This window comes from Thermogemmatispora sp., assembly GCF_042408735.1.
Lineage (GTDB): Bacteria > Chloroflexota > Ktedonobacteria > Ktedonobacterales > Ktedonobacteraceae > Thermogemmatispora.
Map to the genome: position 1 here is coordinate 1 of NZ_JBHOQV010000115.1, position 13,159 is coordinate 13,159.

The following is a 13,159-nucleotide window of genomic DNA, read 5'->3' on the forward strand; positions in this document are numbered from 1 at the left end:
TGGCCGCTTTGATCAGTCCTGCTCCATCGAGCGGAGACGCCGCCTCGACGCGCCTTTGCGCTCGGGCCGCCGTTTCCAGCAACGCGGAAGGTAACAGCTGCTCTAAGGGTTGATGGAAAGAGGAAGAGCCACGTTGATAAACAGAGTTGAGAAAGTGGTACAACTCCCGCGTGTCCGTCCCGATAAAGTCACCATCGTTTATTATATCACAAACGTGTTGACTTAAACCAGGATGGAGGAGGAGTAGCCCGATTAGGTAGTCTTCCCATTCTACCCTATCCAGCGTCGCCCTGTCAAGCTTTGGGCTGCTGCCGCCAGGGCTGATGCTGGCTGGCGCGCTCGCAGGAAGGGATGCGCGGGCTTCTTCCTCTCCGGCAGATGAGGCCGGGGACAGCGTGCCTGTTCCTGGCCGCCCGCTGGAGCTGGTGCTAGCCTGAGTGAGCGTGGCGAGCGCGCGCGGCGATGTCTGGGACGACTGGCGCTGCCATCCTCGCCTCTTTCCGCCGCCTTCCACCTCCCCTCTGCCCGCTTCTGCGGGCACGATGATCTCGGCCACACTCTGGTGCTTGCCGCGCAGGCTACGCTGCAATTCATTATACAGGCTCTGTTCATCGACATGGATCATCCTTGCCAGCTTCCGCACATAGGCGTCGCGTTTGACGCGGTCGCTGATCATCGCAATGACAGGAAGCAGGCGCCGCGCCGCCAGGGCCTGGTCGCCGGGCTGGCGCAGATCAAGGTCCGCGGTCTTGGCTACAAAGTAATAATCGACCAAAGGTAACGGATGAGCAAGGGCCTCCTCCCACTGGGCCGGATTCTGGCGGATTACCTCGTCGGGATCCTGGCCGGCGGGCAGGAGCAGTACATCGATTTGGGCGTCCACCTCCTCCTCTAGACGAATAATGGCTTTGGGACCGCGCCCCCGGCCCTGAGTCCGGCGTTCCTGGGGCGAAGCCGGCAGAGGCACGGGCACGATCGTACGCTCCAGCGAGCGTAAGGCTTCCTGAATACCGTGCTCGGTGGCCGCCATGCCGGCGGCATCCGGGTCGAGGGCCAGGGTGATGCGCCGCGCCAGCTTTTTGATCTGCTGGATGTGCCTTTCGGTGATCGCGCTACCAATGCAGGCCACGGTCTGCCGCGTTCCATGCTGGTGAGCCATGATGGCATCAATATAGCCCTCGACGATGATGACCTGGTTGGCCTGCTTGATAGCATCCCTGGCGCGGTCGAGCGCGTAAAGGACGCTGTTTTTTTCAAAGAGCGGCGTCTGCGGCGTGTTGAGATATTTGGGCTGACCGTCGCCAAGGATGCGTCCCCCGAAACCAATCACCTGGCCACGCAGGTCTCGAATCGGGAAGATAAGGCGATTCCTGAAGTAGTCATAGAGACCCCCCCCTTCCTCCGGTTCGCGGGCCAGGCCGGCATCGACCAGCTCCTGCTGGCTGTAGCCCTGCGCGAGGAGATAGCGGCTGAGGGCATCGCGGCTGTCAGGGGCATACCCCAGACCGAAGGCGATGGCGGTTTCTCCGGTGATGCCGCGGCTCTGCAGATAGGCCCGAGCCTGGGCAGCCTCGCGCGAGCGCAACAGAGCCTGGTGAAACCAGAGCTGGGCGTCCTCGTTCAGTTGACGCAGCCGCTGACGCTGGGCCGCCAGCTCGCGCTGCTGGGCCGCATCGTAGCCGGGCTGCTCCTCCAGGGGAACGCCGGCTTTCTCGGCCAGGTAGCGCAGGGCTTCCGGAAAGTCGAGGCCCTGCGACTTTTGGACAAAGGTGAAAATATCACCGCTCTCATGACAGCCGAAGCAGTGCCAGTGCTGCGATTCCGGGAAGACGTAGAAGGACGGCGTGCGCTCGCTGTGAAAGGGACAGACAGCCTTGAAGGCCCGCCCTGATTTCTGGAGCTTCACGACCTGGCCGACTTCGTCTACCAGGTCGAGGCGCGCTTTGATGGTCTCGATGATTGAAGACATTGGCCGCCCCCACTGATCGGTGACACTGCTACACTCGTGCTCAGGCGTTGGCTATAGATAGATAGAAGGCACCGGCAGCGGTCGGACAGGCGGACTCCTGGATTCGCTCTGCCGCTCGCCTGCCCTGTTCCGCCATAGTTCAGCTGATCGCGAGGGAAACAGACTGTCACTCTCGGTCGATATGGCACTGAGGGAGGGAAGAATGTGCTACACCCATCCTTCTTGCGTTAGCCACCGCTCCAGCCCGGCATAGAGTAACCGCATCAGCTAGCCTGGTCTGCCCTCTCTCTGCCATCCCTAGAGATATAACGAGCTACTGTCGGGAAAGTCGCACCCCCGGGTACGAGGTTCGCTTAGCTCTGACTTTTAGCCGGGAGAGGCCGCCAGTCAGGACCGGCAAGAGGCCGCCGTCGAGTTCCCAGCCGCAGCTCCTTAGCTTCTGCTCAGACCATCTCTGCCGATAGGCAGAGTTATGCCTGCGATGCGAGAGACCAACCCGCTCTTGTTATCTGGATCGCGCTGCCTCTCGGCAAAGCTGGTTCCTTTTCCCCCGGTGCCAAGAGGCAGGTCGGCCCTGGGGCAGTTATCCACATTTCCACAGCCCCTACTACTGTTATATCCATCTCTTTTATAGAGATAGAGATGGATAGCAGTAGTAATAGGGCCTGTGGAAATGTGGATAACTCCGGCCAGCCACTCTCTGCGTCCGGAGGCTGTGTATGGCCTGAAATGGCTCTGGAAGCGGCACGAGGCGCTACTTGACATTACTTTTATTTTGCCAGAAAACGCCGCTCGCTCTGTGCAAAAGTGGTGGAAAACTTGGGGATAAATGACAAGCGGGCTGTGGATAGAGGTGGTGGACACCTGGGGCCTGTGGATAAGTTTTCCACAGGCCAGGTGGAGAAGTCCGATGGTCAAAGACCCCTCTGTGGAAAGTGTGGAAAAGTTATCCACAGAATCGGTGGAAAACCCAAAAACTAGTCATCCTGACAAGCCTTGTTAGGATGACTAGTTTTCATCGACTTATCCACAGAATCGGTGGAAAACTCGAGAGAGGGATGTCCTGACGAGTCTTGTCAGGATGAGTGATGTGGATAAGTTATCCACAAAACCTGTGGATAAGTGGCTTGGGGAGCGCTATCCAGGGGACCCTGTCGTGAAAATACCGCCTGCTCGTGTGGAAAGTGTGGAAAAGTTATCCACAGAATCGGTGGAAAACTCAAAAACTAGTCATCCTGACAAGGCTTGTCAGGATGAGTGGTGTGGAAAAGTTATCCACAGAATCGGTGGAAAACCCAAAAAACATGATGTCCTGACAAAGCTCGTCAGGATGAGTGATGTGGATAACTTTCCGCGGGGTCGCTAGAAGAAGCTTTAGGAGGATCAGTCTGGCGGAGAAATGACCATCGCAGGAAACCTTTATCGACAGGTTATCCACATCGCCTGTGGATAACCTGCCTGGAGTGTGTATAAGACTATCTGCAGGGAACTGTGAAAATGGTGGAACGCTGCTCTTACACCGAGAGAGCGGGAACCAGGTGCCTGGCTCCAGTCTGAGCTAAATAGCTATAGATCCGCAGCAGCTCAGCCACCCCGCTGGCGCAGGCCGCCTGGTAGCCGGCTCGATGGGGCGGATCGCCATCGAAGACGCCGCCGATCATCCCAAGCATGTTCTGGGTCAGCTCCTGAAGGAACGGCTCCAAAGCCCGCAATCCCTGACGCCAGATATATTCCTGCCCAAGAGGAGAGGTTTGGGCGCGGTCCGACTCGCCCTGCCCATTGCTACGACCATCGAGCTTCAGAAGGGCCTCGATATAGGGGCCAATGAGCCATGTCCAGACGCTTCCCTGGTGCAGAGCCTGCTGTTGCTCCTCGCTGCTCTGGCCCAACCGTCCGCGGTAAGCCGGGTCGGAGGGAGCCAGCGTGCGCAACCCGTAGGGAGTCAACAGGTGGCGAGAGACCTGCTCCAGTATCTCTGGACGGTATGCGGGGGGGAGAGCCGAATGGCGCAAAGAAAGGGCCAGCAACTGATTGGGACGCAGGCCAGGATCATGGCCTTCAGGTCCATCGATCACATCGTAGAGATAGTGGCCCTCGGCGTACCAGAAACGCTGAAACCCCTCTTCACAGCGCTGGCGGAGTTCTTGAAAGCGGCCACTCAAATAGGCATCCCCGCCACGTCCACGCACCAGGGCCGACCACTCTTCCATCAGAGCCAGGGCATGATACCACAAGGCATTGACCTCGACCGCCTTGCCTGTACGGGGAGTGACCGGAGTCCCGTTAACGTAGGCATTCATCCATGTCAGGGCCTGATTGGGGCTGGAGCTGCGCAGCAAACCGTCGTGCGGATCAACCCGAATCCCATGCAGGGTACCTTCCAGGTACCAGAGCAGGCTCTCTGCCAGGCGCTGGTACAGCTCGACAATCAGCTCCTCGTCACCGCTGCAGCGAAAATAGTGGTCGAGAGCATAAAGATACCAGAGTGTGACGTCGACATTGCAATAGTCGGTGGTGTCGAGGCTCTGACCCGCGCGCGGCAAATGGTCCGGTAGCAATCCTTGCTTAAAGCTGCGCGCCAGCCCGCGCAGAAGGCGGCGGCACTCTTCAAAGCGCCCAGTAGCCAGCGCCAGCCCGGGCAGAGCGATCAGCGCATCGCGCGTGTACTCCTCCAGTCCATAGAAGGTCGAGAGGATCGAGAACCGCTCTGTCTCCGCTCCTGCCGGAAGACCAGCGTAAGGTCCATGGCCTGTACCGGCCAGGCGCGCTGGCCGCTGGCGAATCAAAAAGCGATCGCCGGCCTGCACGAGTACATGCAGGAACTCCTCGCCCTGGCGCTGAGGATGAGCGCTACCCGCCAGCGGGAGCACCTGAAGCCGATGGGAGGTCTCGCCGCCTTCGCCAAAGTAGCGCTGTGGCTGCAGCAGGCCGCGCTGCTGCTCGACACTACGTCGGTAAGCCAGGGCCAGATAGCTGGGGGTCAGCGTCAACAAGGCCGGGTCCTCGGTGGTGGCCACAATAGTGAGCGTTGCCTCCTCTCCCGGCCAGAGACGGGCCCGAAAAACGCCCGGCAGGTAGAGATCATCTACGGAAGGACGCCCCGCCTCGCGATCGACGCGCCGCAGAAAATGCCAGTACCATACTCCGGTAGGAATAAAAAGAGGCTGACTTTCAGGATGGCCAACCATAAAGAGATGGTAAGGCTGGGCATCCTGATAGGCCCGGATGCTACAGCCCGTCACGCCGCGAGGCAGTACCAGTTCTTCTCCTGACCAGCGAGACGCGCCGGTTGCCGCCCGCTGCTCGCTGCTGTGGTGTACCTCTACTTGAAAATGCCAGTCGTTGTGGCCGGCCTGGGGGAAGTTGAAAGGACGGTAGGCAGAGAATGGCAGCAGGGTAAGCTCCAAAACGTGCTGGTCCAACGCGCGATAGCGAAGATAAGGGCGCTGATAGGCAGGCGAACTGGTCGGTCCCGAGGCCGAGGCCGCCAGAGGCACGCGCTCATCCCTCGACCCCAAGTTATGCTGCTCGTGATTGCGCGACAGGCGGTACTGGATACACGTTGTATGCTGGCCCGGAATCATCCAAATGCGCTTCTCCAGCATCACCCCATCGAGGCCGCCGATGCGATAGAGAAAGACAGGAAAGCCATCCTCTAAGCGAAAAGCCTCCAGATGGACGAAGCCCGCTGGACTTAAGGTGCCGTCGCGGTACTCGTTGGTCCCCAGGTAGTAGGTGCGCTGGTCGAAGACTGCCTCCTCGTCGATCTTGGCCAGCAAGAGCTGGGGAGGGGCCTTCTGCTCAAGCGGGACGACCAGCAGGCCATGCTCCATGCGCGTCAGCACGCCGGCGACAGTGCCAGCGGCATAAGCCCCCAGCCCATTCGTAATCAGCCACTCGCGCGAAATGGTCTCGTTTAGATCACAACAGACACTGCGATCAAATGTAATGGGCATCGTGGACCCTCCAGGCCCTCTTCAATGATACGCGGCTCTCCCCGCTGGACAATCATGCTCTGCCTGTACGTTGTGCCTCACAGCACCCCTTATTTAGTGTAGCATAACAAGCGTCAGGAAGCAGCGTTTTTCATGCAGTCCTTCCTACAATGTCAAAGGATTGTTCATCTGGCGTTGCACAAATGCGCCTCGGGGTGATGATCCTCTCGGATGGGACGTATATAACAATGCAGAGAGTGCCAGTGTACAGCCCCAAGCTAGCAAGCAAGCACTGTTGATTGAGAGACCCGAACCGAGGCGGACCCCGACCGTCGTCCTGTGCAACGGCTGTAGCCTTCCTCCTACCTTGTATTATGTCGACGGGCGTCCAGGTCTGCGATCAAACCGGGAGCTTGTCAATAACAGTCGAGCTATGCTACACTGCGCATAGCCTTTGCACCCCATGTCGTTCTGATAACCCGAGGAGGTGTCTGCATGCTATCCTCTCCAATCCGCAGGGCAGGAAGCCGGCGCGTGCTCCGAAGCGGAATGTTGTTGGGCCTCGTGCTTATCTTGGCCCTGGCCCTGGTTGCCTGCGGTGGTTCATCAGCGCCCGCGAGCGGCGGGGGCAATGCGAGTAACAAATATGGCCTCATTACGCCGGGCGTGCTCACGGTCGGTAGCGATACAACCTATCCTCCCCAGGAATTCATCGATCCGGCCACCAATCAGCCCAAGGGCTTCGACATTGATCTCATCACTGAGATTGCCAGGCGCCTGGGCCTGCAAGCCCGCATCGTGACAGATGGCTTCGATACCATCTTTGATGATCTGGCCGCGCGACGCTTCGATCTGGTGATTTCCGCGGTGACGATCAACCCCGATCGTCAAAAGAAGTTTGATTTCATCCCCTACTTCAACGCTGGCGAGTCGCTTCTGGTCGAAAAAGGCAATCCTCTCCATATCACGAGCGTCGACCAGCTCTGTGGTCAAAACGTCGGGGTCCAGACAGGGACAGTTGAGCAGACGGATCTGCAGACGGCCTCGGAGAACTGCACCAAGGCTGGCAAGCCACCCATTCATCTGACGGTCCTCAAGGATCAGACGGAGGTCGTCCAGCTACTGGCGAACCATCGTGTGGTGGCCACCTATCAAGATTCGCCGGTGACGGACTATTATTTGAAGCAGAATCCGGGCAAGTTCGAAGTTGGGGGCTCGGTGGTCAACGCCGCGCCCGAAGGCATCATGTTCCGCAAAGGGGATACGGCCCTCTACAACGCTGTCAAGGGTGCCTTTGATGCGATGCGAAGCGATGGCACCTACAAGCAGATCATCGATAAGTGGGGGCTGGTCAGCGGTGCCATCGCTGTGATAGAGCGGCGTACCCTCCTCTAGCCTTCCCTGATGGACTGTGCGGGCCGGGCCTGTGACCTCAGCTTCCCTTCCTGGCCTTCGCTCGCTCCTATTCCTATGGTCGCGCGCACTGGCCTGAAGGCTGCTGGCTCCGTCAGAGTGAGCTTGCTGCCAACTGCCATCAGGTGGCTGCTACCGCCGGCTGTTTCTTCTCCCGCCCAGAGCCGAGAGAGAGAAACACCTGCTGGCATCTACCCCTCTCTTCTGCAGTAAACTATCATCAATCAAAGAAAAAGATGGCTGGCCCTCACGGGCCAGCCAGACTCTGCGGCCAGGGTAGAAGAGTGGATCAGTCGGCGCCGCTCACTCTGCGCTCACTCTGTGCCCAGGATCTAACGATCCAAGGAGATCCCCAACATGTTCGATTGGGAAGCCTTCTCGAATTCCATATTCTCGCCCTTTTTTCTCCAGGCCGCCTGGACCACGCTCTGGCTCTCTGTGGTTGCCCAGCTCGCCGGCGTCATCCTCGGCCTCTTTCTGGCCCTCATGCGGATGTCGCGCTTCAAATGGCTCTCCTTCCCTGTGCAGGCTTATGTCTGGTTCTTCCGCGGCAGCCCGCTGCTTGTTCAGGTGCTGTTGCTCTGGGATGGCCTGCCCAAGCTGGTTCCTGGCCTGCTTTTCAGCCAGATCGCCTGCATATTGATCGCCTTTTCGTTAAATGAGGCCGCTTATATGTCGGAGATTATCCGGGCAGGCATCAGCTCGGTCGATCCCGGCCAGATGGAGGCGGCGCGCGCCCTGGGCATGCGCTACTGGCTGGCCATGCGCCGCATCATTCTCCCCCAGGCGGCCCGCGTCATCATCCCTCCCCTCGGCAACGAGTTCAACAATATGCTCAAGACCACCTCGATCGCCTCGGTCATTGGGCTAGAGGAGTTAACCGGGACCGCTGAGATCCTTGGGGCTCCAAGCTTCTCGATTTTTGAATTGCTGATTGTGGCTACCCTCTATTATCTGCTGCTGACGACCCTCTGGGATTACTTCCAGCGCTGGATCGAGCGCCGGCTGGACCCCGAGCATGCAGCCAGGGGTAGACCGCCCAGGCGCCGGCTACGTCAGAAGAGCTGGACTCAGCGGGTTCTGGGATTCGGCAATCCGCCGCTGGAATCGGGCGAGCTGATCGCAGGTGGACATGGAGAAGCACGCTAAAGCCGGCATAATATGAAAGGAGGTGCTTCCAGTGACACAGCAGCGGAACTACGATGGCTCTTCTTGGGAAGAGCAGCCATCGCCCTACGGGCAGCCTTCGGCGGCTGCTGCCTCCGCACCTGAGCCTGCCGAACCTGTGGAGATGGTCCGTGTCGAGCGGGCGGTGAAGCGCTTTGGCGACCTGCTCGTACTCAACAATGTGAATATGACGGTGAAGCGAGGACAGGTAGTGGTGATCATCGGCCCCAGTGGCTCGGGCAAGACCACTCTCCTGCGCTGCATCAACCACCTGGAGAAGATCGACAGCGGTCGCATCTATGTCGATGGAAAGCTTGTCGGCTACCGCCTGGTGAAGGGACGGCTGGTTGAGGCCAGAGAGGCCGAGATTGCCAGGATGCGAGCCCAGATTGGCTTTGTCTTCCAGCGCTTCAATCTCTTTGCTCACATGACCGCCCTGGAGAACGTGATTGAGGCTCCCATCCATGTGCTGGGTATACCGCGCCAGGAGGCGATCGCTGAGGCGATGGAGCTGCTGCGCAAGGTCGGCCTGGAAGAGAAGGCCCATGTTTATCCTCATAAGCTCTCGGGTGGTCAACAGCAGCGGGTGGCTATTGCTCGCGCTCTGGCCATGCGGCCCAAGCTGATGCTCTTCGATGAAGCGACCTCGGCTCTCGATCCCGAGCTAGTGGGCGAGGTGCTAAAGGTCATGCGCCAGCTAGCAGAAGAAGGTATGACAATGGTGGTGGTGACCCACGAGATGGGTTTTGCGCGCGATGTCTCGGACCACGTGATCTTTATGGATCACGGGGTCATTGTCGAAGAAGGGCCACCCGAGCAGATTTTCGATGATCCTCAAAACGAGCGTACGCGCAATTTCCTCGGCCTCATCGCCGCAGATTAGGTGGTCGATCACCGGGTACGCACGAGGAGCACGGAGGATATGCGTCTTCAGCGGGCGAGAGTTCAAGAGAACCTGGTAGTAAGGCAGGGCCTGCATTTGCTGGAGCTGCAGGCGCCGGCGCTCGCGCAGGCTGTACGCCCGGGCCAGTATTGTATGGTGCGCTGTGCCGAGGAAACCTCATATGACCCGCTCCTGCGCCGCCCTTTCTTTGTTCACAGCGTCGAGGGTGAGCGCTGCCGCCTGCTCTTTCAGGTCCGTGGGCGGGGCACAGCCTGGCTAGCGCGGCGCCTGGTTGGGGAGGAGCTAGACCTGCTGGGGCCACTGGGACAGGGCTGGCGGCTGCCATCGCGTACCAGCACGCTGCTCCTGGTGGCCGAGGAGTTGGGCGTGGTAACGCTGACGCTGCTGGCTCAGCGCGCCAGCGAGCAGGGACTGGCCGTGACCCTGCTTCAGGAGGTGCCCCGACTGGAGGAAGGCTACCCGGCGACGCTGCTGCCGGAGGAAGTGGAGTACCATCTGGTGGAGCGCAGCGCGGAACAGGATCCGACTCGCCAGGACGGGCTTTCGGCGGCCCTGGAGAGCTACCTTAGTTGGGCCGATGCGGTCTGTCTGGGCGTTTCACGTGAAACGGCGCTGCGGCTCTATCGGCGCTTCGAACCCCTGCGCCGTCCAGGTTTCGCCCAGGTGGCCGTCCTTCATCCCCTCGTCTGCGGCCTGGGCACCTGCCTGGCCTGTGCGCTGGAGACCGCCCACGGCCCGCGCCTGATCTGCCAGGAAGGACCAGCCTTCGACCTGCGCACCCTTGCCCAGGCCTGAAGCCGACAGGAACCTGAACCAACCAGCGGACCGGCAGCGCGCAGGCCCGCTGGTTAGTGAGGAGGCTCGTCTGCCAGCCTGCTCCCTCTCCGCTATCCGCTCTTCTCTTAAGGGCAGATCAGGAGCGACAACAGGTCTTCAGGTAAACAGACGGCCAGGCATCAGGGCAACTGCAACAAGGCGATCTCCGCCACCTGGTCCAGGTCCGCCGGCTGACAGGGGAGAAGAAAATCTGGAGTCGTATCCAGCAGCTCCAGAAAGGCCGCCACAACCGCCGGGTCAAAGCTGCTACCGGCATCGCGTCCGATGCAGGCGCGAGCCATCTCCGACGAATAAGGCTCCTTGTAGGGCCGCTGCGAGGTCAGGACATCGTAGACATCGGCTACGGTCAGAATGCGCGCACTCAGAGGAATAGCCTCAGCACGCAGTCCCGAAGGGTAACCCTGGCCATCCCAGCGCTCGTGATGGTAGAGGACGGTCTCGACGAAGAAGGGGTCGACATCGCAGCCGATCAGAATGCGGGCCCCGATGACCGGGTGACGCTGCATTTTGCGCCGCTCCTCTGCAGAGAGGGCCGCGGACTTGTGCAGAATCTCGTTGGCGATCCAGGTTTTGCCCAGATCATGGACGAGGGCCGCCAGAGCCAGATCGCGCGCTTGCGCATGCTCCCAGCCCAGCTTGCCTGCCAATCGATAGGCGTAGACGGCAACGCGGCGCGAGTGCTCGTACGTGACGAGATCGCGCTCCTTTATGCTTCTGGCGAAGGCGAGCAAGATCTCCCTGCTCTCCCTGCCATCCTTTAAGGTTTTGACTGCCACCACTCTGCTCTACTCCCTCTAAGCCCACGATGAATGACACTACTAAGGCGGATGAGTGCAAGACGATGAATCATATAATATAGTAATGTTTTCACTTGCTGTCTGCCCAAGCTCTTGTTTTCAGGCAGTACTTTTGTGTCACTGGTCTTCTATTTTGTTCTGCCGGAGAGCCTGGGCGCCCCTGGCCGGCCCACGGCTCTGGCCCGGCAGTGCAGACCGGGGGCCGCCCTTCCTTCGCGAGCGCAGGCCGCCTGCTCATCCCCCAAATGGTCCCTCTTTCCGGGTCGCCTGTTTTTTAATCGTCATAATTTATGATAGACTCCTCTTACCATCCATTCTATGTGCAGGAAAGATCGCTGCGACTTGGTGCACAGCAGTAAGATCGTCTCTCAGTTCAGTTGGAAGTAGCTTGCGATGACAGAAGAACTTGTGGAGGAGGGTTCAGAAAAGCGGCTGGACCCCGAGCAGCAGGCGAGTGAGGGGCAGGATACAGCGTCAGGCCCGCGCGACGTGATTACGGTTGTCCTGACAGCGGACAACCACCTGGGCGCTGCCGCTGGTCAGCCAATGCGCCGACGCGAGGAGCGGGCGCGCCAGTTACGGCATGCCTTTCAACAGGCAGTTGATTTTGCCATTGGCCAGGGCGTCGACCTCTTCGTCCAGGCCGGCGACCTCTTCGACTCCTTGAACCCGGCTGAAGACGAGCGCAGCTTCGTGGCCGAGCGCCTGGTTCAGCTCCGTCAGGCTGGTGTGCGCACGTTTATGGTCGGTGGGTTGCACGATACGCCGCCGCTGGGACGCTCCCTTGCCGAGGGAACGTTGCCGGCGCCTCAATTGAGCTTTGCGCGCCTCGGCGCCCTCCATTATTTTGAGCCGCTCTCGCTCCCTCCCCGCCCAGCGCTGTCGATGGCCGCTGGCGCCACGGTGGGAAGCGGACAGCCTCTGATCGAGCTAGCGCCGGCCCTCTGCGAGATCCGGCAGCTACGGGTCGGCCTTTGTGGCCTGAGCGTGCGGGTGGGACAGGAGGGCGATCCTCTGGCCTCTGTCCGTCCTGCGGCTGAGCTTGAACGCGCTCAGATCCGTATTTTGATCCTCCATGCTCCTATCGAGGGCCTGAGCGCTGACCTCGCCCCCGCCGATGCTCAGGTCCAGGTCAGCCGCTCTACGCTGGCGCGGCAGACTGCTTTCCAGTATGTCCTGGCTGGCTACCACCACGCCTTTGAGCATCTGCGCCTTGGCCAGTGCGAGCTGATTGTGGCTGGCTCAACCCAGCATATCGATTTCAATGACCCCGACGCCGAGCCAGGCTTTGTTTTTCTCGGTCTGGCCAGCGATGGCCTCCGCTGGTGTAAGCATATTGCCGTTGAGGCCCTGCGCCTGCGCCGCCTGATCGTTCCGACAAGCGACCTCTGGCCGGCCCCTGCCCCAGAGACCCAGGCCGAGCGGGCTGGCACTCTGGCTTCGGCCTCCAATGTTGGCTCTCCTACGGCGGTGATTCTGGAGCGTCTGCGTCCCCTCTGCGATCAACAGACCATGGTCCAGCTCAAGCTGGAGGGCGAGCTGACACGCCAGCAATATCACCAGCTCGATCTCAACCAGATCCGGCGCTACGGTGAACAGCATGCTTTCTCGCTGGCCATCGACGATACGGCCTTGACGCTGCTACCTGACCACGAGGCTTCTGCCGGCTCCGGCTCCGGCCCGGCCGAGGCCACCGAGCGTTTCTCTCCTCGCGAGGAGCTGGCTGCTCTGGCCGACGAGTGGATCGCTGCCGCCTCTGATGAACAAGAAAAAAAAGCTCTATTGGTGACAAAAGAAGTGCTGCTGAATGCTCTTGATGAGATCCATTAGCGTCGATCGCTCTGGGCGCCGCTCCTACTGACCCTTGATCGGTGCGCTCGCTGGTCGGTCAGTGGATCTGCACCGCTGGAGCTATGTGAAGGAGATGTGGTAGCGTAAGGGCGGAGCGCGGCGAGCATGCCGGCCTCTCTGCAACACTCGCTTATAGAGGGGACCAGCGGAGAGCGCTCGCATCTCCCGAGAGGAGTGTGAACGGAGTGAAGCAGAAATGATTATTCTGAAACATCTGACAGTCGAGCGTTTCAGGCTCTTGCGAGAAATAGATCTGCACTTTCCCCAGCGCGGAAGTATCCTGATC

9 protein-coding genes are annotated in these 13,159 nt (G+C 59.9%); 6 read left to right on the forward strand and 3 right to left on the reverse strand.

Annotated features, from left to right (window positions below; genetic code table 11):
• Positions 1–1,969: DNA primase (gene dnaG, locus ACFMO7_RS10130; RefSeq protein WP_376795368.1), on the reverse strand; the 1,969-nt coding region annotated here is incomplete at its 3' end.
• A 1,081-nt stretch (positions 1,970–3,050) separates the two neighbouring features.
• On the opposite strand from dnaG, the gene ACFMO7_RS10135 reads away from it, so the two are divergent.
• Positions 3,051–3,335 (forward strand): hypothetical protein, encoded by a 285-nt coding sequence (locus ACFMO7_RS10135; RefSeq protein WP_376795369.1) that lies wholly within the window; start codon positions 3,051–3,053, stop codon positions 3,333–3,335.
• A gap of 148 nt (positions 3,336–3,483) precedes the next feature.
• Here ACFMO7_RS10135 and ACFMO7_RS10140 read toward each other — a convergent pair whose 3' ends face one another.
• Positions 3,484–5,925: an amylo-alpha-1,6-glucosidase gene (locus tag ACFMO7_RS10140; protein ID WP_376795370.1), complete on the reverse strand. Its 2,442-nt coding sequence runs from the start codon at positions 5,923–5,925 to the stop codon at positions 3,484–3,486.
• Between the two features lie 474 nt (positions 5,926–6,399).
• Between ACFMO7_RS10140 and ACFMO7_RS10145 the strand changes: the two genes are divergently transcribed.
• The 4 genes from ACFMO7_RS10145 to ACFMO7_RS10160 all read left to right on the forward strand — a co-directional run bounded on the left by ACFMO7_RS10145 (position 6,400) and on the right by ACFMO7_RS10160 (position 10,183).
• Positions 6,400–7,299 carry an ABC transporter substrate-binding protein gene (locus ACFMO7_RS10145; RefSeq protein ID WP_376795371.1) on the forward strand — a complete coding sequence of 300 codons (900 nt, stop codon included), beginning with the start codon at positions 6,400–6,402 and terminating at the stop codon, positions 7,297–7,299.
• Positions 7,300–7,674: 375 nt separating this feature from the next.
• Complete coding sequence (locus tag ACFMO7_RS10150; RefSeq protein WP_376795372.1) at positions 7,675–8,466, forward strand: amino acid ABC transporter permease; 792 nt, start codon at positions 7,675–7,677, stop codon at positions 8,464–8,466.
• Between the two features lie 142 nt (positions 8,467–8,608).
• Complete coding sequence (locus ACFMO7_RS10155; RefSeq protein WP_376795376.1) at positions 8,609–9,367, forward strand: amino acid ABC transporter ATP-binding protein; 759 nt, start codon at positions 8,609–8,611, stop codon at positions 9,365–9,367.
• A gap of 39 nt (positions 9,368–9,406) precedes the next feature.
• Positions 9,407–10,183, forward strand: a complete 777-nt coding sequence (locus tag ACFMO7_RS10160; protein WP_376795373.1) for a hypothetical protein — start codon at positions 9,407–9,409, stop codon at positions 10,181–10,183.
• A 161-nt stretch (positions 10,184–10,344) separates the two neighbouring features.
• Here ACFMO7_RS10160 and ACFMO7_RS10165 read toward each other — a convergent pair whose 3' ends face one another.
• Positions 10,345–11,001 carry an HD-GYP domain-containing protein gene (locus ACFMO7_RS10165; RefSeq protein ID WP_376795374.1) on the reverse strand — a complete coding sequence of 219 codons (657 nt, stop codon included), beginning with the start codon at positions 10,999–11,001 and terminating at the stop codon, positions 10,345–10,347.
• Between the two features lie 414 nt (positions 11,002–11,415).
• Here ACFMO7_RS10165 and ACFMO7_RS10170 point away from each other — a divergent pair, with 414 nt between their 5' ends.
• Positions 11,416–12,852 (forward strand): exonuclease SbcCD subunit D, encoded by a 1,437-nt coding sequence (locus ACFMO7_RS10170; RefSeq protein ID WP_376795375.1) that lies wholly within the window; start codon positions 11,416–11,418, stop codon positions 12,850–12,852.
• Positions 12,853–13,159: the final 307 nt, after the last annotated feature.